21 protein-coding genes are annotated in these 21,963 nt (G+C 39.4%); 10 read left to right on the forward strand and 11 right to left on the reverse strand.

What is annotated here, in order from left to right; all coding sequences use genetic code 11:
• The first annotated feature begins 1 nt into the window (after window position 1).
• Genes ACM5QX_RS16020 through ACM5QX_RS16030 form a run of 3 tightly spaced genes read left to right on the forward strand, consistent with a single transcriptional unit; the run spans window position 2 to window position 2,093 of the window.
• On the forward strand, window positions 2–616 hold the full coding sequence (locus ACM5QX_RS16020; RefSeq protein ID WP_414754418.1) for a molecular chaperone DnaJ: 615 nt from the start codon (window positions 2–4) through the stop codon (window positions 614–616).
• The gene (locus ACM5QX_RS16025) at window positions 609–1,193 is read left to right on the forward strand and encodes a nucleotide exchange factor GrpE (RefSeq protein WP_414754419.1); all 585 of its coding nucleotides are present in this window, start codon (window positions 609–611) and stop codon (window positions 1,191–1,193) included. Before ACM5QX_RS16020 ends, ACM5QX_RS16025 begins: the two co-directional genes overlap by 8 nt.
• Before the next feature lie 21 nt (window positions 1,194–1,214).
• Window positions 1,215–2,093: a hypothetical protein gene (locus ACM5QX_RS16030; RefSeq protein WP_414754420.1), complete on the forward strand. Its 879-nt coding sequence runs from the start codon at window positions 1,215–1,217 to the stop codon at window positions 2,091–2,093.
• A gap of 43 nt (window positions 2,094–2,136) precedes the next feature.
• Here ACM5QX_RS16030 and ACM5QX_RS16035 read toward each other — a convergent pair whose 3' ends face one another.
• The 6 genes from ACM5QX_RS16035 to ACM5QX_RS16060 all read right to left on the reverse strand — a co-directional run bounded on the left by ACM5QX_RS16035 (window position 2,137) and on the right by ACM5QX_RS16060 (window position 5,993).
• On the reverse strand, window positions 2,137–2,418 hold the full coding sequence (locus ACM5QX_RS16035; protein WP_414754475.1) for a type II toxin-antitoxin system YafQ family toxin: 282 nt from the start codon (window positions 2,416–2,418) through the stop codon (window positions 2,137–2,139).
• Window positions 2,399–2,629, reverse strand: coding sequence for a hypothetical protein (locus ACM5QX_RS16040; RefSeq protein WP_414754421.1), 231 nt, complete (start codon window positions 2,627–2,629; stop codon window positions 2,399–2,401). Before ACM5QX_RS16040 ends, ACM5QX_RS16035 begins: the two co-directional genes overlap by 20 nt.
• Before the next feature lie 158 nt (window positions 2,630–2,787).
• Window positions 2,788–2,916 carry a hypothetical protein gene (locus ACM5QX_RS16045; RefSeq protein ID WP_414752710.1) on the reverse strand — a complete coding sequence of 43 codons (129 nt, stop codon included), beginning with the start codon at window positions 2,914–2,916 and terminating at the stop codon, window positions 2,788–2,790.
• A gap of 149 nt (window positions 2,917–3,065) precedes the next feature.
• On the reverse strand, window positions 3,066–3,452 hold the full coding sequence (locus ACM5QX_RS16050; protein ID WP_414754422.1) for a VOC family protein: 387 nt from the start codon (window positions 3,450–3,452) through the stop codon (window positions 3,066–3,068).
• A gap of 4 nt (window positions 3,453–3,456) precedes the next feature.
• Window positions 3,457–4,740 (reverse strand): vWA domain-containing protein, encoded by a 1,284-nt coding sequence (locus ACM5QX_RS16055; protein WP_414754423.1) that lies wholly within the window; start codon window positions 4,738–4,740, stop codon window positions 3,457–3,459.
• Window positions 4,737–5,993: a vWA domain-containing protein gene (locus tag ACM5QX_RS16060; RefSeq protein WP_414754424.1), complete on the reverse strand. Its 1,257-nt coding sequence runs from the start codon at window positions 5,991–5,993 to the stop codon at window positions 4,737–4,739. The genes ACM5QX_RS16055 and ACM5QX_RS16060 overlap by 4 nt, the downstream gene beginning before the upstream one ends.
• A gap of 249 nt (window positions 5,994–6,242) precedes the next feature.
• Between ACM5QX_RS16060 and ACM5QX_RS16065 the strand changes: the two genes are divergently transcribed.
• The 3 genes from ACM5QX_RS16065 to ACM5QX_RS16075 all read left to right on the forward strand — a co-directional run bounded on the left by ACM5QX_RS16065 (window position 6,243) and on the right by ACM5QX_RS16075 (window position 8,422).
• Complete coding sequence (locus ACM5QX_RS16065; protein ID WP_011318142.1) at window positions 6,243–6,905, forward strand: ATP-dependent Clp protease proteolytic subunit; 663 nt, start codon at window positions 6,243–6,245, stop codon at window positions 6,903–6,905.
• A 79-nt stretch (window positions 6,906–6,984) separates the two neighbouring features.
• Complete coding sequence (locus ACM5QX_RS16070) at window positions 6,985–7,578, forward strand: ATP-dependent Clp protease proteolytic subunit (protein WP_414754425.1); 594 nt, start codon at window positions 6,985–6,987, stop codon at window positions 7,576–7,578.
• Window positions 7,579–7,798: 220 nt separating this feature from the next.
• The gene (locus ACM5QX_RS16075) at window positions 7,799–8,422 is read left to right on the forward strand and encodes a J domain-containing protein (RefSeq protein WP_011318140.1); all 624 of its coding nucleotides are present in this window, start codon (window positions 7,799–7,801) and stop codon (window positions 8,420–8,422) included.
• Window positions 8,423–8,584: 162 nt separating this feature from the next.
• On the opposite strand, the gene ACM5QX_RS16080 is transcribed toward ACM5QX_RS16075, so the two are convergent.
• Window positions 8,585–9,916, reverse strand: coding sequence for a Rieske 2Fe-2S domain-containing protein (locus ACM5QX_RS16080; RefSeq protein ID WP_414754427.1), 1,332 nt, complete (start codon window positions 9,914–9,916; stop codon window positions 8,585–8,587).
• Window positions 9,917–10,096: 180 nt separating this feature from the next.
• Here ACM5QX_RS16080 and ACM5QX_RS16085 point away from each other — a divergent pair, with 180 nt between their 5' ends.
• Entirely contained in the window at window positions 10,097–10,357 is a 261-nt protein-coding gene (locus ACM5QX_RS16085; RefSeq protein ID WP_011318138.1) for a MoaD/ThiS family protein, read from the forward strand.
• A gap of 47 nt (window positions 10,358–10,404) precedes the next feature.
• Here the strand turns inward: ACM5QX_RS16085 and ACM5QX_RS16090 are convergent, their stop codons facing one another.
• Together ACM5QX_RS16090 and dxr are read right to left on the reverse strand one after the other, a co-directional pair.
• Window positions 10,405–10,602 carry a hypothetical protein gene (locus ACM5QX_RS16090; protein WP_011318137.1) on the reverse strand — a complete coding sequence of 66 codons (198 nt, stop codon included), beginning with the start codon at window positions 10,600–10,602 and terminating at the stop codon, window positions 10,405–10,407.
• Between the two features lie 478 nt (window positions 10,603–11,080).
• The gene (gene dxr / locus ACM5QX_RS16095) at window positions 11,081–12,277 is read right to left on the reverse strand and encodes a 1-deoxy-D-xylulose-5-phosphate reductoisomerase (protein ID WP_011318136.1); all 1,197 of its coding nucleotides are present in this window, start codon (window positions 12,275–12,277) and stop codon (window positions 11,081–11,083) included.
• A gap of 533 nt (window positions 12,278–12,810) precedes the next feature.
• Here dxr and ACM5QX_RS16100 point away from each other — a divergent pair.
• Complete coding sequence (locus ACM5QX_RS16100; RefSeq protein ID WP_414754428.1) at window positions 12,811–14,115, forward strand: mannosyltransferase family protein; 1,305 nt, start codon at window positions 12,811–12,813, stop codon at window positions 14,113–14,115.
• Between the two features lie 209 nt (window positions 14,116–14,324).
• A complete protein-coding gene (locus tag ACM5QX_RS16105) occupies window positions 14,325–15,512 on the forward strand; it encodes a hypothetical protein (protein ID WP_414754476.1) in 1,188 nt (395 codons plus the stop codon).
• A gap of 60 nt (window positions 15,513–15,572) precedes the next feature.
• Here ACM5QX_RS16105 and ACM5QX_RS16110 read toward each other — a convergent pair whose 3' ends face one another.
• Both ACM5QX_RS16110 and ACM5QX_RS16115 read right to left on the reverse strand, forming a co-directional pair.
• Window positions 15,573–17,120: an ArnT family glycosyltransferase gene (locus ACM5QX_RS16110; protein ID WP_414754429.1), complete on the reverse strand. Its 1,548-nt coding sequence runs from the start codon at window positions 17,118–17,120 to the stop codon at window positions 15,573–15,575.
• A 22-nt stretch (window positions 17,121–17,142) separates the two neighbouring features.
• A complete protein-coding gene (locus tag ACM5QX_RS16115; protein WP_414754430.1) occupies window positions 17,143–19,578 on the reverse strand; it encodes a hypothetical protein in 2,436 nt (811 codons plus the stop codon).
• A gap of 1,274 nt (window positions 19,579–20,852) precedes the next feature.
• Here ACM5QX_RS16115 and ACM5QX_RS16120 point away from each other — a divergent pair.
• A complete protein-coding gene (locus ACM5QX_RS16120) occupies window positions 20,853–21,770 on the forward strand; it encodes a polysaccharide deacetylase family protein (RefSeq protein WP_414754431.1) in 918 nt (305 codons plus the stop codon).
• Window positions 21,771–21,963 lie beyond the last annotated feature (193 nt).

Here is a 21,963-nt window from a genome sequence, read left to right on the forward strand (position 1 = left end):
CATGGAACAGAATCCCTACGATATTTTGGGTGTATCTCAAGCAGCATCAAAAGCTGAGATTACCAAAGCTGTAGCAGTAGCAATGAAGCGCAAGCAATATCCTGTAGATGTGATTGCAAAAGCGCAAAAAAGCTTGATGAAGCCAGAAGAACGCATCATCGCCGACTATTTACGTCCTATATTGCCTCCCATCAAACGTTTTAAATATAGCGACTTATCAGCCTTCGCAGAGTCCGCCCCCACCTTAGCTATATTGCCAGAATTTGATGGATTGGAAAAGGCGATCGCTCAAGCAACCCAAGAAGAAAACCGAGAACGAGAACCCTTAACCATCCCCCTAGCAGAACTCTTAAGCGAGGGTGTCACAGCTTGCCAAGAGAGACGTTACCCCAAAGCCATAAAATACTTAGAAGACTACTGCCACATCTGTCAAGACCGTGATACTCAAGCTTATATCCAAGCCCAGATGTGGCTCATCAAAGCATATCAGCTAGGTGGACAATTACAAAGAGCCGTGGCACTCTGCCAGATGTTAGTCAATCATCCCCATCCCCAAGTGCAAACTTGGGCAAATAAAACTCTACCTCATTTATCAAAAGAGATGTCCCGTGTCTGATTCACCCTCAATTTATCTCCAAATCACCAACTGGCTAAAATCCACTTTTTTGGGTGCAAAGCCAGAAATCCCCACATCTTCCCCAGATGTAGCGACATTTATCGAGAACCGCTATCTGCTGACTCAAGCACAACGGGACTGGTTAATCCAAGAATTTAGCAGCTTACAAAAGCAAAATACCTCACTCCAGCAGTCCCTACGAGAACAACAAACTCAAACCACAGCCAATACTGAAGATTTATTCTTAGAACTCCTAGAAGTTACCGACGCACTCGAAGCCTTACTCAATTACCTAGAAAACAACCCAGACCCCAGCCCAGAATTTTGCCAACGCTTACCCAAATCCGTAGGCGCAGTCTATCGTAAATTTCTCAGCGTCCTCAGCAAGCGCCAAGTTTTACCTATAGAATTACAAAGTGACCAACCCGATTTTAATTTCTGCCGAGTGGTAGACCGGGAAATTAGAAATGATGTAGAAGACCAAACAATTACTAAAATAGTCCGTCAAGGTTTCCTCATCGGTGAAAAAGTTTTACGTCCCACAGAAATCATTACCTCAAAATCAGAACAGAATTAAAAACAGCAACCAGAAAAATTCATGACTGGTAATACTGGAACTAGATCATTACATATACCGATAAAGCAAAACTATCAACCACAAGCGGCCGATACAAATATCGATGCTGATATTTATTTATTTACTCGTTTGCAGCAACTTTCCATCAGTCAAAGAATAAAAATGTTGACTGCACATGAGCGTGGGATAAAAAAATTATGCCTAGCAGGGATTAAATCTCGCCATCGTGGTGCTTCCTTAGAGGAAATTAAGTATATATTTGCGTGTGCTGTACTAGGGGATAAATTAACTCCTCATTTCCGACCAACAGGTATTGATGAAAGTATGTGGATTCAAGACTCAATTACCCTTGCAGGCGAACTACATCAAATTTTTGAGTCAATTAATATTTCTTACTATGTTAGTGGAGGTGTGGCTAGTTCCATTCATGGTGAACCTCGTTCCACCCGTGATTTAGATTTGGTGATAGAAATCCAACCCGACCAGATTGACTTACTGATAATAACGCTAGAAACTGCGGGTTATTACTGTCCTTTAGGGGCGGTTGAGGACTTGAAGCGAGGACAAGAGCGAATGCTCAACATCACTCATACGGAAACGATCGCTAATGCTGACCTTTATATCACCGATACTTCACCATTTGCATCATCGCAGATGGCGCGTCGCATTTTACCTGATTTAGATGGTATATCCCCTTTTTGGGTAGCTTCTCCCGAAGATACAATTTTACAAAAGTTGTTATGGAGTCGCAATAGTCAATCAGAAAAACAGTGGCGTGATGTATTGGGAATACTCAAGTTACAAGCGATTAATTTAGATTATGCTTATCTTACACAATGGGCGGAAGACCTCAATTTAGTTGATGCTTTCAGCCGAGCCTTAACCGAGGCTGGTTTATAATCTTCTTCAACTGGTCGCGGCATTAGTGAGCGATATTGATAATTTAATAAACTTCATCGTGGCTACCAATATCAACCAATAAAATAACCATTTCTAACAAATTTTCATCCTCAGAGAAAGTAAATATAATTCTACAATCATAAGTAACAGAACAAGACCACAAACCAGCTAAATTTCCTGTTAACTTATGAGACTTTAAAGAAGTTGTAAATGGGTCGTCTGCTAAAAGCCTTAATACCTTAACTATCTGATCTTTTAATTGTGGTTTTTTCTTGATAATTTTCTTAAAAGAGCGCTTAAATCCACTACTCCAGACAACTTCCATCATCGTCTCCTAGTAAATCAGCGATCAAATCATCAACGCTTCCTCTATGAGCTGTCCCATCTTTCAAAGCCTGCATTACTTCCTGACTATTAGCCAAAATTTCAACCCGTCGATTCTCAATTCTTTGCTGGCGAAGAAACTCAAATAAATACTCTTGATCTTCTGTGGGTAAACTTTCAATAGAATTAATAATTTCTCGTAAAGTCATCATAGAACTTCCTAAGCAAGTAAATTCTACCTTTCCTAACTCTATTTTAACGTGAGTTCGACAAGTCTTTTCTGACCTCTCCCCCAGCCCCTCTCCGAAGCGGCTAAGGTGTACACACAAGTCTGAAAATTCCCTTTAGTACTTGGTTTCGTCATCTAGCTTTAGGTTGTGCGATCGCTATGAAAACCTGTCATTGCGTTCGCGTTAGCGTCTCGTAGAGAGGAGGAACGACGACGCAATCGCAAAAACCACGGGATTATGTGATTACTTCGCTGCGCTCGTAATGACATTTTAAGGGGCTATAACGCCTGAAACCCTTGCAGATAGTACTTGTGTGTACACCGTAGCTCCGACGCGGAGAGGGGAGTAAAGAAACCCGGCAATTTGCAGTTAGGTTTAATTTAGCCCTTATACTTAGAGGATGTTTGAAAATTTTCTATTAATGTTCATATATTTCTAACGGCAGATCATCCGGGTCTTTAAAGAAAGTAAATTTCTTACCAGTAATCTCATCGATTCTGATATTTTCTACCTCTACATCATGAGATTGTAAATAAGCAACAGTCTCTTCTATACTTTCAACAGCAAAGGATAAATGTCTTAAACCACAAGCTTCTGGAGTACTTGGTCTTTGGGGAGGATTCGGAAAAGAGAATAATTCAATTTGGGTATTTTCGTTAATGCGTAAATCTAATTTATAAGAATTTCTGGCAGCACGAAAAGTTTCTTGAATAATTCCCAATCCTAGAACTTCCACATAAAATTTTTTTGATCGCTCATAATCTGAGCAAATAATCGCTACATGATGAATACCAGTGGTTTTCATATAATTAAAAACTTTGTAAAACTGTCTTAGACACAATTCTAGTCTTCTTTAAATCTGCATTTGAAAGTTTTTCCCCAGCTTGCAGGCGGGTAGCAGAAGTTTGTAAAACTGTGGCTGCATTATTATCGCCGATTTGTAAAGCTGTTTTGGCTGCTGTTTGTAACATTGTCGCGGCACCAGAGCGATCGCCTTGACGCAATTTTGTCTCTGCTAATTGAGTTTGGCGATACTTAGCCAATGTCAAAATAGATTTATGTACATGGGGGTCAAAATCCGCTTGATAGGCCTGCATCACATTTGCATATATCGGCCAAATTTGTGAAAGCAGCCCCTCTTCATGCAAACTCGGATTATCATAGCGGACTTGTACATTACCAATTACCTGCTGTCCTTCCGGTAGCTTTCCCAGGTAAAGATTCGCTAAAACCACCCGGTTCTCATCTTTCATCAAATCTCCCAAACGAATAATAAAACTCCCATCTGCTTCTGGTTCTACCGGTAACTCAATAATATCAGGGGCAACTTGGGCAATAGGCCGCAGTTCTGCTAGCCGGACTTGGGGCGCAAGAGACAGTATGAGGTAAGCATTAGTTAAACCCACCGATTGCACCCTCGCAAACAGGCGATTAAAGTGATGGACAGCTTGTTCTGGACGCTCAATGTGAGCTAGAGTACCACCACCAGCATCAGCAATTGTTTCTAATAAATCCTGATTCCAATTATTACCAAAGCCCAAAGTATTGATAGTGAGGTTGATTTTTGCCGCCTTCTTGGCAAATTCCCGACAACGCCTGCTATCATCTGGGCCGATTTCCCACTTCCAAATTTTGAGACTATCTTCACCATGACCATCCGTAAGGAGGAATGCTTGGGAAACAGCCCCTCTTGTCCCCTTCATCAGTTCTGTAATTCCCTGTTGCAAACCCTCAGCAATAACTGTACCGCCGCTAGCCTGTAGCTTCTTTCTAATTTGGGTTTTGATACTTTCGGGGTCTTCGACTATTTGATTGGGGATAATGACTGTCGCAGACCCAGAAAACGCCACAACTGAAATCCGATCGCCTGGCTGTAACCTATCTAATAATCTCTCAACAGCCGCAATTACCATTTTCAACGGCTTACCGTGCATGGAACCACTTTGATCTAAAATCAAGCATAAATTGAGTGGTAAATTTTGCTCAAACTGCTCGGCGACAGCAGAAATGGAAATTGCCAATTGACGCTGGCTGCTCAATTGAGTGGCATCAATATTAGTATCACTTAACGCTCTTAGCAATTGAACTTTCATTTAGGAGGGATATCTTGCAAGACGGTTTTGGAGACAATCCGGGTTTTCTTGCGATCGCTTTCTGATAAATCTTGCCCAGCCTGTAATTGAGTCGCAGAGGTTTGTAAAACTGTCGCCGCACCTGTGTCACCCATTTGCAGGGCAGTTTTGGCAGCAGTTTGCAACATAGTAGCCGCACCCACGCGATCGCCTTGTTGCAATTTGGCTTCTGCTAGCTGGGTTTGCCGATACTTAGCTAAGGCTAAAATCGACTGTTGCACCTGGGGATTAATAGCTGGTTGGTACTCCCTAACAACATTGGCATAAACGGGGATATTGGGAGTGAATAACCCGGTTTGGTCTTGTGCTGGGTTATCATAACGGATCTGCACATTGGCAATGGGTTGTTTACCCTCTGGCAATTGACCCAGATAAATATTAGTCAAAATCACCCTTTCTACATCCTTCATCAAATCTCCCAGGCGAACAGCAAAACGGCCATCTGTTTCTTGTTGCAGGGGTAACTCAATTGTGTCTGGGGCAACTTGGGCAATGGGTTTAAGTTCTGCCAGACGGACATTAGGCGCAAGAGACAATAGCAAATAGGCGTTTGTCAAACCCACCGTTTGTATCCGACTAAACAGACGACCAAACTCATCTACCGCTTGTTCGGCTTTCTGGATATAAGACAAGCTTCCCAAGCCTGCATCCGCAATTTTTTCTAGAACATCTTGGTTCCAGTTGTCGCCAAATCCCAGAGTATTCAAAGTCAAGTTATAACCAGCAGCTAATTGAGCGAATTTCAAGCAGCGATTGTTATCGCCGTGTTCATTTTCCCCATCGGTTAACAAAAAAGCTTGAGAAATCGTTTCTTTTTTCCCCTTGGCTAATTCCTCAATTCCCAAACGCAAACCCTCATCAATGGCTGTCCCACCATCCGCCGCCAGCCGATTGATTTGTTTCTTGATTTGTTCTGGGTTGTCGATGACTTGATTAGGGACTAAGACCTTAGCACGGTGATCAAAAGCTACCACACTCAGGCGATCGCCAGTCTTGAGACGGTCAACTAAGCGAATCGCCGCCTGTTTGACTATTTCTAACGGTCGCCCATTCATCGAGCCGCTATGGTCAAGAATTAGACATAAATTAAGCGGTACAGTGCGGTCTTGAGGTTCAGCACCAGCTGAGATGGAAATTGCCAACTGACGCTGGCTGCTTGGCTGTTGTGCATCCAAATTGGCATCATTGAGGACAGGCTGCAAATTAACTTTCATAACCCTTAATTCCTGGTTAGTATATATACATTCATGAATAACTCCAAAACGCTACACCAGCGCTACGGAAAACTTTATTAAAGTCAATCCATTAATATATTTCAGATAATATATTCAGAATATCTTAGGAGCCACCTGTTGGCAGATGCTCTGTTACCTCCGATTAGCGAGAAAACCGCACTTGAAGAGAGCTAGCATCGCGCTAGGATGTATTACAGTTAACGGCACAATATCAGGCGATCAGTTGCTATGGACATTTCCCCCATCAAGGCTGTTCAAGCCCCTTACTACGGTGACAACTCCTACAGGACACCGCCACCAGATTTACCCTCCCTTTTACTCAAGGAACGAATTGTCTATCTGGGGATGCCACTGGTTCCTGCTGTTACGGAATTGATAGTCGCTCAACTATTGTATTTACAGTCCGACGACCCCGACAAACCAATTAAAATCTATATAAACTCCACTGGCACCTCCGGTTATAGTGGCGAACCTATTGGCTTTGAAACTGAAGCCTTCGCCATCTACGACACCATGAAATACATCAAGCCTCCAATTCACACCATTTGCATCGGTTCGGCGATGGGGATGGCAGCAATGTTACTGAGTGCTGGGACAAAAGGTTGTCGCGCTAGTTTACCCAACGCCTCAATTATCCTGCATCAACCCAAGAGCTACGCCCAAGGTCAAGCAACGGATATTCAAATTCGAGCCAGGGAAGTCTTGGTAAACAAAGGTTCAATGGTTGATATTTTCGCCCGCACCACCGGACAGGCACCAGAAAAAATCACCAAAGACATGGATCGTCTCCTATACATGACTCCTTATCAAGCCAAGGATTACGGTTTGATTGACAGAGTTTTTGAAAAAGAAGAACTTGCAAATCCACCACTACCAGCAAGTGTTCTTTAAACAGTCAATAGTCAATAGTCAACAGTCAATAGTGAATGAACTAATGACTCATCACTAATTACATACGGAGTCAAAAAAAATGCCTATAGGAGTTCCTAAAGTTCCGTACCGGATGCCAGGCGGCCAATTTACCGATTGGATTAGCATCTACGATCGCCTCTACCGGGAACGGATTATTTTCCTGGGACGCGACGTTGATGATGAAATTGCTAACCAAATCATCGCTGTTATGTTGTACCTGGATTCGGAAGACCCAGGTAAAGATATTTACTTGTATATCAATTCCCCCGGTGGGATGGTAACATCCGGCTTGGCAATTTACGACACAATGCAGCACATCAAATCAGATGTGGTAACCATTTGTGTAGGTTTAGCCGCTTCGATGGGTTCCTTCTTGTTAGCTGCTGGTACTAAAGGTAAGCGCCTAGCATTACCCCATTCACGGATCATGATTCACCAACCCTCTGGCGGCACCCGTGGACAAGCAACCGATATCGAAATCGAAGCCAGAGAAATTCTGCGGATTCGCCACCAGCTCAATCAAATTTATGCCAACAACACCAATCAACCCATAGCCAAAATTGAAAAAGACATGGATCGGGACTTCTTCATGTCAGCTCAAGAGGCAAAGGAATACGGCTTGATTGACCGTGTGATTGAAGAACGCATCTAGAAATGGGGGCAGGGGATGAATCAATTCAAAATTCAAAATTCAAAATTCAAAATAAATTCCATCCCCAGTCCCCAATCCCCAGTCCCCAATCCCCAATCCCCAATCCCTAGAAAAACTGTCAAATGTGAACTATAAATTATAAGATTATTGTTTATTATTAAAACTTTCAGCAAAAAGCTCATCGCTGATGGCTGAATATTACAGAATTAAGTAGATCAAAATGGATCTCGGAGATTGCTACCGTTTATTGGGTTTAAGGTCGGGAGCTTCATTTGCTGATATTAAAGCCTCTTACCGACGGCTGGCGCAGCAATATCATCCTGATATCAACCCTAGTGATAAAAAAGCTCAAGATAAGTTTATTGCCTTGACTGAGGCTTACAGATTTCTGTTGACGGTAGTACCTCCAGAGGACACAGCCCCAAAGTCAAAGCAATCACCTGCGTCTAGTAGTGAAAATATCAAAGCAACTCACTCAGAGAAAGCGCCTACGGCTACCGTCACAGATGAAAAGTCAGCCCCATCAAAACCACCGAACATTATAGAAATTGAACAACGGTTAAAGTGGAAGACTTACGAACAACTGCAACGGTTTTTGCGGGAAAGAAGGTTTCCCCAAGCGATCGCCTTAGCAGAAGCTTTAGCCGCCCGTTTGCCAAAAGATCCAGAAGTACGCCAATGGCAGGCGATCGCCTATCAAATCTGGGGACGCGCCCTCATTAACGAAAATCAACTCCTCAAAGCCAGAGTCTACCTCAAAAAAGCCTTAAAAACTGACCCTCATAACAAGGCATTATGGGAGGAAGTACAGCGCGATTTCCAAAAGCTGGAACAGATATTTTAGTCAATAGTCATTAGTCAAGCGTTTCTTTGTGACTTCCAGATAAAAAATATCCAAAATGTAGGGTGCGTCAATATGAACAATGTCTGAGTATAGTTAGGTTCTATGGCGCTGACGCACCCTACTAAACCATGAATTTTGGATAATTTATTTTTTGTTGTTCCCTTATTTTTCAGCGTGGACATAATCTACAAAGTAAAATTTCGGCACCAGCCAAAATTTTAGCCAGGAGTAAAGTCCCAGTCCTAAGATTGCTGTAATTATTAAGGGTAAACCTAGCCGGACTCTTAAGGAGTCAGGTATAACGGCAACCCCAGAAATAACAAGGGCGAAATAGCCTAGTAATATCAGTTGTAGTCGCTCGATATTCTTCAGGGTATTACGACAGCTGCTGCAATGCCGGGTGTGTTGTTTGTATCTGTCTAACAAGACATCCCGGTTGTCGTTAATTGCGGCAGCTTCAGGAATGGGGATTCCCACTTCTTTCCAAGGTAATCCCCCGTCACAGTATTTATCAAACCACTTGCGAAATTCAATTACCAGGCGATCGGCGCTTGTTGGCATCTTGTAGGCTGTTTTCCAAGTGGCTGATAATTGTCTTTGTTGGATCAAATGCTCTTGCTGATTGAGCAAAATCATATCCCCATCAAGTACTAAATTACGCGTTTTGATGTGATCCCACCATCTGGGTGTAAGACGATGAAGTGTTTTAGCAAAATTGCGAGGAAACTGAGCGACAATTCTTGATTTGCCAGGAGATACAGGAAGGCAATAAGTGACAAGTCCTAACTGTTTTCCATCATTACCAACACTAATGGCGTACTCTAAACGACAAGGCGGTTCAAAAGTAATCTTGGCTGTGACTAGTCCATCTGCGACAGCCTCAATCAAACCTGGCGTTGATTGCATAATACTAATAGGTCTAGCCCTGCCTTGTTCTCGATTACCCTGCACTCCATGATGGGCAAAAGGAACATGACTAGGATCTGCCACATTTTCTACTAGAGTTTGCCAGTCGTATTCTAAATCGCGCACGAAAGAAGTCCACACAAAACCTTTGCTAGCGTCTACTTGCGGTGACAGAGGTAATGGTGTTTGATGGGCTAATTCCTGAGAGTTCACATCAGGCCAAACCCAGAGTAAATCATTCTCTTGGCGTACAGGCAAGGAAATAACACAAAAGTCTTTTCGGTTTTTGGTAACTATTTCTGGATTCTCAGCTTGAGGAATGCGGGTACAAACACCCTCAGTATCAAATTGCCAGCCGTGATAACTGCACATTAAGTTACCGGTTTTATCGTCAATACGCCCTTCACTTAAGGGTGCGAGACGGTGAGGACATTGATCTATAAATATCCGAAAACTATCTGATGATTTTGGTTTCCAGATAACTAAACGAATTCCTAAAAGAGTAACAGGGGTTGGCCGTTTGGGGTCTAAGTCTTCTATGGGTGAGACAGGATACCAGTGCTGAAAAAAATTGAATTCAGGTTGCATTTTACCTTAAAATTGAATAAATTTTATTAAGTGTATGTAAAATCAGATAAATTCAAAGTCAGCAATCAACTTGCTGTATCAAACTGCCAATTTCTATCATTACCTAAATTGGTGACTATTAATCCTCTCATCTAAATCTTTGCCAAAATCCTCGCACAGTAAGATCGGGGACAAAATATTATGTCCAATTCTGCAATCACTATCACCATCAAGTTATTTGCTGTTTACCAAGAAGCTTATGGAATACCAGAACTGGTGTGGGAATTTCCCAATGGTACACCCGTTAGCGCAGTGTGCGATCGCCTCATAGCAGAACGCCCAGAACTGGCTCAATGGCGAGATATCACGCGCTTTGGGATTAATCTAATATTTGTCGAACCCGATACAGTTTTAAAAAACGGGGATGAAGTAGTGTTAATTCCCCCTGTAAGTGGTGGTTAGGCTCAGATAGTCGTCCAAATTCTCTCATCCCTAGCCTCAATTCGCCCCTATTTCCCACCCTGTACTTGTGATAAAGTTTGTGCAAACTGCATGATTTGATGCCAAATATCCTGCGGTGTGATGCCAAAACCAATGTTTAACAAGATGAGAATGGCTGCAATAGTTAAGGCATTGGTAAGAGTTGCTTTTAATACCTTCCAAACTATAACAAATACAATCCAAGCTAAAATAAGCGTAGGAATCATAAATATAAATTCCTCAAGATTTATCTCTAATTTTCAAGGGACTTGATTAGTAAGTCTATATTTTCCGGGAAATAACTACCTATAATTTTTGTCGGGAGTGTAATGTTTTTAACATCATATTATGTCTAGCAATACCTGAATCTTTGGGCAACTATTGCAAAATGACTATACATAGAGGAATTGCTTGATTCCGGAATTTAACATGAATTTTTAGACAAATTCATAGGACTTACGCAAGTGTCATAATCAAACTAACTCTAGGGTGCGTCAGCCCCAATAATTGTGTACACATTAAAGAATTTTCCACATCTGACGCACCCTACTATTGGGTCAGTTGTGTAAGTCCTGATTCACTAAAGAGATTTTTATTTTCAAAGAATTAATAGGGGCTAAAAACCTCTGTATCTTGATGCCTTATGTGGTTTTAGATTTTTCTTACGTAAGACACCAAGATACTAAGTATTTGCAATTTCAGTGCTTAGTTGACGGAAATTATCTGAGGTTGGCTTGCTAAATTTTTAGTAGCTGTTAAAACTTCTTGTCTTGCCCATTGATCTGCTGCCAAAATATCATCTAAAGAAGGATTTGCACAGTTATCATTTTGATGGCGATCGCACACTAATTCGATACACCGGGGAATATCTAAAAATTTGATTTTCTCATCTAGGAATAATGCTACAACCTGTTCATTAGCAGCATTTAACACTGCCGGCATGGAACCACCCGCCCTACCAGCCGCATAAGCTAACTGCATACAAGGATACTTTTGATGGTCTGGTTCACGGAAGGTGAGATTGCCAGCTTTGACTAAATTTAAGGGTTCCCAGTCAGTGTAGATGCGTTCCGGCCAAGACAAAGCATACAGTAAAGGTAAGCGCATATCCGGCCAGCCGAGTTGGGCTAAAACTGAGGTATCTTGCAGCTCAATTAGTGAATGAATAATACTTTGGGGATGGATGACAATTTCGATATCTTGATAATCTAACCCAAACAGAAAATGAGCCTCAATTACTTCTAAGCCTTTGTTCATCAGGGTGGCTGAGTCTACAGTAATTTTTCGCCCCATTGACCAGTTAGGATGTTTTAGGGCATCGGCCACCGTCACTTCTGCTAATCTTTCCACATCCCAATCCCGAAAAGCACCACCGGAAGCCGTGAGTAAAATCTTCCTTAAGCCGCCTTTTGGTACACCTTGGAGGCATTGGAAGATGGCAGAATGTTCGGAATCGGCTGGCAATAATTTAACGCCGTGTTTTTCTACTAAGGGTAAGACTACAGGCCCGCCGGCGATGAGAGTTTCTTTGTTTGCTAAGGCAATGTCTTTACCAGCTTCGATGGCGGCGATTGTTGGCAGTAAACCAGCACAACCGACAATACCTGTCACCACTGTTTCGGCATCACCGTAACGAGCAACTTCGATCACTCCGGCTTCGCCCCCTAGTAAAATAGGTTGGGGATCAAGGTCTTTAATAGCTGCTTGCAGTGCTGGTAATTTTTCGGCGGCAGAAATCGCTGCTATTTGGGGACGGAACTGACGAATCTGTTCTGCCAACATTTCTACATTGCTTCCCGCCGCCAACCCCACAATCCGAAACTGATCTGGGTACTGACTGACGATATCTAGAGTCTGAGTACCAATTGAGCCAGTGGAACCAACAAGAGTAATACTTTTCACAATTGCTTAAGGATTTACCGACAACTCCCACTATAAATTGCTGAGGACTCATTAATATAGAGCGATCGCCATAATTAGGGGATTGAAAGCTAGGGATGAGGGACTGGAAACAAAACTCATGGGACATTTGAGAGATTATGTGTCTTTAAATACTAAATAACGTGATGTGCAACTTATTTTTAAAACCTCTCTCCATAGCGCTGAGCGCTTCTGGTAGAGTACCTATCCCCTACAAGGGGGGAGCTACTGCGTTGTGCGGGTTCCCCGCGTTGTAGCAAGTGGCGTAGAGGCTTTAATTATTACTTCCCTTTCCTTGTAGGTAAGGGGTTGGGGGTTAGGTCTGAGAGAAAGTTGCACATGGCGTTAAAGATTTAGTTTTAAATATTTAAAATTTTTCCGAAAATTATTGAATGACCGTTATTTTGTAGTGGCATGAAAGCCAATCATAGTTATACTGAATTTTGTCCAATTTTCTGTTGTTTATTTCTATAAGAAAAAAATGCGTAAGGGATTTTTGGGAAAGACTCAACTCTATGTTTGAAAAGCGAATATTCATCAAAAAATTTTTATGGAAAACTGATTTTCTCTTTCCTGCAATCCTCTGGTTTCTTAGCCGCATCCTGATTTGGATAACGATGTTGTTGGTTGCGCCGAATTTACCATCAGCACCAGAAAGCCTATCTAGCTTAGGTTGGGGAATTTTTGATGCTTGGGATGGGGTGCATTATAGGGCGATCGCCACTACTGGATATGAATTTGTCGATGACGGTAAGCAGCACAATCTAGCATTCTTTCCCTTGTTTCCCTTCTGTATTCGGGTATTAATGAATTTGGGTTTGTCTTTTGAAGTAGCTGGTCTTTTAATCAACAATGTGACATTTTTGGCAGCACTTTATATTTTGTACTTCTGGCTGAAAAATTCTTATGGAATCAGTATCGCTAGATGGGCTACATCCGTGGTTTCTTGTTATCCATCAGCGATGTTTACAGGGGTAATTTATACAGAAGGACTATATTTGTTTTTAAGTACAGCCGCTTTACGGGCTTTTGATCAAAAGCAGTATGGCTGGACAAGCTTCTGGGGTGCCTTGGCGACAGCAACACGTCCCACAGGAATGGCTATGATTCCCGCATTGGCGATCGCTGCTTGGAAAGAACGCAGACCACCAATTGCTTATATTGCAGGTTTAGCCACCGCGACAGGGGTGATCGTCTTTAGTTTATATTGTGCCTTCCGCTTCCACAATCCTCTCGCCTTTATCGCTGCACAACGAGGCTGGCGACCATCTCTAGGCTTTGATTGGCAAGGATGGTTAGGTATGCTGATGAAAATTGTCGTGGGGCCGCAAAACTGGCAGTTTGGTTGGGTTCAGCCTACATCTGGTTGGATTAATGATCCTTGGCATCCTTTGTTGTTTATCCTGATTGTTGGTGGAGGATATTGTTTATACTCCTTCCGCCAGTATTTACACTCCGTCAAGATCATTTATGGTTGTTACATTTTAGTGTTGTTTTTGTTACTACTGGCACCAGAAGACTTAATTAATCGCTTACTGAATGTATTCATGGTCTTTGGTGGTAGTTATGCGTTGTGGCGTTTCCGTAAAAACCTAACTACTGTAACTGTTATGTACGGCTTTTGCGGTATCGGACTGCTGCTTGCTTCTGGGGGAACAATATCCTTAAGCCGCCTAGCTTATGGCATAGTACCTTTGAGTATAGCGATCGGTGTGCTGTTATCTCGCTATCCTCGTCAAGGATATTTTGTTCTAGGTTTATTTATCACACTACTCGCTAGGTTAGCTGTGGGATTTGCTCAAGAACAGTGGGTAGGGTAGAAAAATTAGTGTTTTGTATGTGCTAAATACCTTCTTCTCTGTTGCACGCGTTTATGCAGCGTATGTTTTCGATATGCTTCCAGGTACTCTTCCAGAGAAGCAAGATACGTGCAACTGGCGTTACTTGCAGATAGAGTGGTGTTTCGCCAGTTTCCCTCAGTCATATATAATAACCACAATTTCCAGACACACCGTCCCATATGCCAGTTATGACAAATACTTCAGATAAAAGATTATTTAAACTCATTAAATATAAATCTAAAACGTTATTAAAAATATTTCCTCACCAAGTTCCCAATGATTTAACTATTGCTATTATCTGCGCTGTCCTCATTCGGTTAATTTGTGTTCCTAATAAATCCTCTGACTATACTTCTTTTTTAGCTCCTTGGTATGATTTTATAGCCGCTAATGGTGGGTTTAGTGCTTTAAAACATGGTTTTGCTGACTATACACCTCCCTACCTCTACTGGCTTGTATTGGCAGCCACTCTACTTTCAGGATTGCCTAAAATATTTTCAATTAAGCTTTTCGCTATGGCTGTTGATTTTGTTTGTGCTTTCTTCACTTACAAAATTGTTAAACTTAAATATCCACAAGGTAGACAACCAATTTTTGCTTTTATAACAGTTATATTAAGTCCTGTAGCTATCTATAACAGTGCCATTTGGGGACAGTGTGACGGTATATATACAACAGGATTAATTGCCTGCATTTATTTTTTATGTATAAAGAAAGAAATTCCGGCATTGGTGAGTTTTGGGATTGGACTTTCCTTTAAACTACAAGCAATGTTTCTTTCTCCTTTAATATTAATAATGTTACTTAAACAAAGAATACGTTGGTACTATATACCAATAATTCCTTTAGTATATTTATTAGCAATATTGCCCGCTTGGTTTGCTGGAAGACCGATGTCGGAACTATTATTGGTATATTTTAATCAAGCCAATAAATACAAACAATTAGCTAAAGCTGTCCCTAATCTTTATCAATGGATTCCTAATGATTTATATAATATAGTTGTTCCCATAGGCTTAATATCAACTATATTTGCAGTAATTTTATTAGCTTACGTTGTAAATAAAAGTAAATTAGAAATTACGCAAGAAAGATTGATACATTTAGCAACAATATCAGTTTTATTAATGCCTTATATACTGCCAAAAATGCACCAGCGATATTTTTATCCGGCTGATATTTGTTCTATTATTTTAGCTTTTTACTTGCCACAATACCGTTGGGTAGCAATAGCAGTACAGTTGTCATCACTTTTTAGTTATTTGGGAACTCCTATACATATCAAGTTTTTCTCTATTGTTTTGGGTTATGTACTTTGGTTTGTGATCCGCAAGTGTGATTTGATTTTTCCAAAATTAAATACTGCATTGCGGTAGTAAATTAACGAATTTTGAACTTTAATCTAAATTAAAGCAATAATTAGACTTTTACCTAAATTAATTTTTGGATGGAGCAATCAAAGTAAAGTTTTCCACTGTTCCTAGAATTTCGTTTCCAGATAAGTTTATTTTTTCTAAAGTTGTATTATCTAAAAGCAAATAATCATTACTTCTTCCCATTTGCTGTGAAATTGATGGCTCAGTCAGAACTTGACAATCACAGTAAAAGTCTAGACTAGGGCGATTATAGGCGAAAGAAGTATAAATCTTTGTGCCTGGTAAAACGTGTTGGCGGATTAATGCGGCCACTGGTTTGACTGGAAATGCTTCGTTTAATTCCCAAATCCATGACTGGGAACTCACAAACATAATTAAAACTAAATACATTCCTGTAAATAAAACTGGAATAAAGTTGCGATCGCCTTGATTAACCAGCCATGCTACCGTAGCCATACTCACGGCTAACACAAGACTCATAGCAATGAGAACAGGCTGGGGTTCAGTAGTCACAAAGTAGACACAACCACCTAAACCTGCGATCGCCAGTATGACAAAGAATACTACCCAAGTTATTGATTTAACATGATGGTACTGCCAAACATCAGCCAATTTAGCACCAATGGCCAGAGCTAAAAATGGATATATCGGCATAACATACCAAGGTAGTTTCGTTCTCATCACGGAAATGCTGACTAAGTAGACAATTGTGCCGACAAGAATTAAACAACCCCAGGAAGTGTCACGCTTTTTTGCAGCTAAATAAAGTCCTCCAGGCAAGAACAATAGCCACGGAAAACCATATTTGAGTATTTCCAATACATAGTACCAAGGTGGGCCACTATGTCCTTCTACAGGTTGAAAAAGTCGGTTAAAAGTTTGTGATTGCAAGTTTATTTGTAAAAAACTACCTCCATAATGTTGCCATTGAGCAATATACCAGGCGATCGCTGGCGCACTTCCTAAAAACAGCCCTGACCATAAATAAGGGCTGGTTAATAAAGTTAATTGTCTATTTGCTAAAAGAAACAAACCAGCAATTCCGCCTAATAGCAAAACCATCATCCCTTTAGTTAGAGCAATTAGCCCTAAACCGATACCCACACCTAAAGCATATTTTTGATTTTGGCGGGCTTTTATTAGACAAAACAAAACGAATAAGAAAAAGGTGATGAGTGTACCATCTAACATTGCTAGTCTTCCGTGACGTACCACAGGCAACATAGTTAAATACACTAATGCGGCAAACAAGGCTGGTAGACTGCGGTTAAAAAGCGATCGCCCTAACAAGTACAACAAAGGTACTCCCAGCGCAGTGATAAATGCGCCAGGAAAACGTGTTGTCCATTCATTGATACCACCAATCGAGTAAGCCCAGGCAATTAATAAGTGCATGAGAGGTGGCTTATTATGATAGGCCTCCCCCGCCAAGGTGGGATAAAGCCAACGCATAGAACCAACTGGAGCCTGCCAAATGTCACGAGCAACCTGTGCTATGGTACCCTCATCCCAATCTCTTAAAGGTAAGTTACCTAAAAATGTGAGCCACAAAGCCAAAGCAGCAACCAACAAAACTAATAGTAATTTTTTTTGTGTGATTGGGCGCATATTAAAACTTTTAGCTAATTTTTTAAAAGTGAACTAATGGCAAGAATTTCATAATATTTGTTACAGTTTTCAATGTTTTTAATTCCGGTATGTTTGGTTGCAGTTGTTCTGCGATCGCTAACTTTTCCTCAGCTTGTCTTGGTTGAAAGTCATACAAATAAACAAAGGCTAGATACAGCCATACATAAGGATTTTGTCTATCGTATTGAGTTAACTTGGTTAAATTCTCGATTAAATCTGGAACTTGCCTTTGTAAAAGTTGTGACAGCACCAAAGTGTAACGCCAGTTTAAATTATTCGGCTCATTTTGCAGATGATAACTGGCTGCAAATTTAATTTGGTTTAAGTAATCTTGAGTAGGATCATATTGATTAAAATTAGATATTTGCTCAAATATATTATCTAATTTACCCTTTTGTAATTCTAATCCTAATTGGGACATTCTAGAAACTAAATCTAAAGCTGGTGCCTTTTCTACTATCCCCGTATCGGACACATTTACGGTAATATTAGCAATATTCAAAGGTGTAACTTTACCATTTCTTCTATCTAAATAGAATGCTGACAGTTGATATTTTCCTAAAGGAATGGTTTTGGGAATAAATGCGGCGAGATTTTCTGTTACCTGAAAAATTCCTTGAGGATGGCATTGTAGACCACAATATAAGTTACCTAGAGCGATCGCGTGATCATGATAAAATGATGCTTCTTCATTTTGCCATTTTAATAATAATAAACCATTTTGTAATTCATCCCAAGCACCCGTTATTTTATAAGTAACTGAGTTATCTTTATCTGCTACAAAATTGTTACCAGTTATAACTTGTTTTAAAATAACCTGAGAATCGCCATCATTTAACTTTTCAACGACTACAGCAGGATTTATACGGTGATACAATCGTAATTTATCATTTTGGGGCAATTGCCATTCATCCTGTAATTTTAAATCTTTAGAAGATTCCACTAAAGATTTCAATTTTCTTTTAGTTTCTCCTCTTTCTCCAGGTTCGTCAGGTTCATTTTCTCTAGTAACATACCAAGAAAAATACTCTAAATCTTGCTCTACTTGAGATAATTTCGTGGTCAATTTTCTGCTATATACTCGAAAATCAGCTAATGTGCCAAAATAGTCTAAAGTAAACTGATTGACTTGAGGTGTTGAAACTGGAATTACGCCTAAAGCTGACCTTAAATATGGATTTCTTTGGTTAATTTTGTCTATTAGTTGGGAAAGTGGATATTTTTTTGCTTTATCATTAGGAAAATGCTTAATCCCCCATTCTTGTATCATAGGTATAGGAAATAAACTATTGAGTAAAATGATGAAACTCAATCCAATAGTTGCTATTCGGAGTCTATTAAATGATTTATTATCAATCAAATTACAAAAATAAGCCAGAATTAAACTGATTATCGGAAAACAAGGCAGAATAAACCTACTATCCTTATTAGTACCAAGAGAACAAATTACATAGCTACTCAGCAAAAAAATGATTAACCAATTTAAACTTGAATGATGCCCCCTATTTTTAATTGCATGAAAATCAAATTTATTTTGCCACAAATAAACTAGTAAAGTCCCTATACTTACAAATAATATCGGTAAGCCAACACTGTCTGGGATCATTTGTGGATAAACTAACCATCCGGCAATAGTGGTAGCTGGAGGATCACCTTCTCTTTGACCTACTCTATTAGCATTTAACGCAGATGTAATAATAGTTAACCAATTTAAACCATACCAAAAACCACAAACTAGCCAAGCTACTATCAAAGATAAACCCGTTTGGATTAACTTCAGATAACTACCTTTTCTAATAAAGTTAATTAATGTCAGTATCCCAGGAATAAAAATAAAAATAAAACCTGTTGGCTTTGCTAACATAATCAAACCTAACCCTATTCCTACACCCAAGGTTAATAACCATGTTAAAAAGCCTGTTTTTCTGTCTTTCCAAATAGTTAATATAGTGAATGTTAAAACAATAATTGCTGTTAAACCATAGTCTAATAAATAGTCTGTTCGGATAATTCCCAAGACAGGAAATAGTGAGCAAAATATACTGGCTGTTATGGCAGTTTTGCGATTTTTAAATAAATAAATGCCTAAGTGATAAACTGAAAAAATGATAATAGCTGTATATAAAAGGTTTACTAAACTTGCTTGGTCATATCCCTTACCAAATAAAAATAAGAATGGCACAGTACAAATATATACAAAAGGAGCGCGATAACTAGGAGTTATTTGCCACAGAGATAACCACCAATCACCAGAAAAAATATTAAAGTCTTGAAAAATTCGATAATGGTGCAATACCGTTGTTAGATGTGCGCTTTGATCATAAGCGGGAATAGATTCGTCTATGAAAAACCAAATTCTGTCTATGACTAATGTGATAAGAAAAATTATCAACAGGATGATATAGTCTCTTTTGATTTGAGAATCTGAGTAATTCATATTTACGGCAAAATATTAGTACAACTGACTATTATTAGTCAGCTTTGCCAATTCAGTGGCAATGAATAATGAGTATCCTAAGTTACAGAAAAGGCTAGCGATCGCTTCTTATTCATTCAACGTCACAAATCTTACTATATATGTGTCGGCCAATTAAAAAAAGATTTTAAGCTGGTCAGATTACACCCTACAATAGCCATGACGCAGCTAATCCAGTCCTGTCACAAATAAGAAAAGCTAGGTATGAAGATTAGACAACCAATCATCTATGTTAATTAAAATTCATAATAAAATTAAAAACACTATGAGCGATCGCAGTTCAATACTGATCCACAGACCCTAAAATCAGACTTTTATGTAATTTTTTAACATTTAACCCCGTTTTTCCCGTGTAAACCATGATTTCCCTTGCCAATATAGGCTCTTTTGTAGTGGTTAAATATTGCGAACTTGAGACAATTTCAGTAAATATACTGTAACAACATATATCTAATTTTTATATTAATAGGATAGTAATATTAATTCTCTAGAGACTTAAAGTAGCAAATATCAAGCTAATGTGATTTTTACCGATCCCATATATTGAACAACTAAAGTATTTTTATACATTGAATTCGGTATCTTGTCATTAATTTTGCACAAATATTTCAAAGAGTATATAGATTAACTAATCTAAACTTCTTGGTAATGCGAAACTATGTTTGAGCAAGTGTCGTCTATCTGTTGGACAACAAACTTAAGAGGCATTCAGTGAACTCAAAATTTAATTTTTTCTTTAAAAGGTAAAAATGGTAGTTAGCAGTAAAATATTTCTTATCAACAAGCAAACTTATACAGAATTTTTTAGGTGAATGGAATATCTACATCGAATAACAGTAGTTTGTCTATTTGACAATAACTGATAATTTAATGACTTTTCCTACCTTAGCTTAAGCGTTTATGTACAGTGTCTAGAAGCTATGATCTAATTCATGTATTTCATAACTCTGACGCAAAAGCATAAACATACACTCTACACTGTGAGCATAAGTTTATTTTGATATTAAATAATAGGAGTTATTACATAGACTGTCAGTCTATCATATTTCCTGTTTTAGCTGATGAATCTAAGCTAATTTAGCCATAGCTGGTATATCTTTAAATTTCTTTTAATTTGTATTAAAAATTTCAGGATTAATAGAAATTGGCTCAGTATCTAAATATTGATACAGAGATGTACAAAACGTTACAGTCTTCCTTGTCACAAATGATTCTACCCCCGAAGGAGCTATGAAGTGGAAAACAATAAGTCTTTTCTTTGGCCACAAGGAATATTATTTGCATTGTTAGCTCTCAGTGCTAGTTTGAGTGTTGGTGTGATGATGTTGCTCAAACCAAACGCATCAGATGCACAAAGCAGAGTCAATATAAACAATATCAACATAACTAGTACACCCGCTAAAGCAGGCACTCAGCAGCGAATTGAGAAATTCAAATCGATGATGCTGACTAGTTGGCAGCAAGAAGCAAAAACTAAGGGTTTGTCTTATGCTGTTCCGACTCGTTTTCAAGGTGCAACTATCAAAACAGCAAAACTTACCCACGGACAGAAAGTCATTGCCCTTACTTTTGATGACGGCCCTTGGCCTGAAAGTACGACACAAGTATTAGATATTCTTAAACAAAATAATATTAAAGCAACATTTTTCGTTGTTGGACAAAACGTAAAAAATTACCCAGATTTATTAAGAAGAGTGGCTGCTGAAGGACACGCAATTGGTAACCATACTTGGCACCATTGGTACCATTTCATGAATCCACAAGTAGCAGCTTATGAAGTTAATAATACAACCAACCTTATATATCAAATAACAGGTGTGAAAACAGACTTATTTCGTCCACCGGGAGGCATGATGAATAATGGACTAGTCTCCTATGCTAAAAACAATAAATATGCGGTGATCATATGGTCATCCGACTCAATGGACTACTCACGCCCCAGTGTACCAAAGTTAATTAATAATGTGTTTAGGTTAGCAAAACCTGGAGGAATTGTACTTATGCACGACGGCGGTGGTAATCGGACTCAAACTGTACAAGCTCTACCAGAAATTATTGCTAGATTTCGCAAGCAAGGTTACAGTTTTGTAACTGTTCCCGAACTTTTAGAAATGCAAGATAAAGATGAAAAACTTATTGCCAATCAAAAGTAATTCTTAATTAAAAAAGACGCGAGATATCGCGTCTTTTGTTTAATTGAATATTTAGCTATTCCTAATCATTGGCATATTAGTCATAAATAATTAGGACTTACGCATAAAAACGAAACATCAAGGATTTGGACAATGGTATAGGGGTATGAATCAATTCAAAATACTCTACGGGAAGCTAAAGCTACAAAATTCA

The organism is Anabaena sp. CCY 9910 (assembly GCF_963920875.1).
In the GTDB taxonomy this organism is placed as follows: Bacteria; Cyanobacteriota; Cyanobacteriia; order Cyanobacteriales; family Nostocaceae; genus Trichormus; species Trichormus variabilis.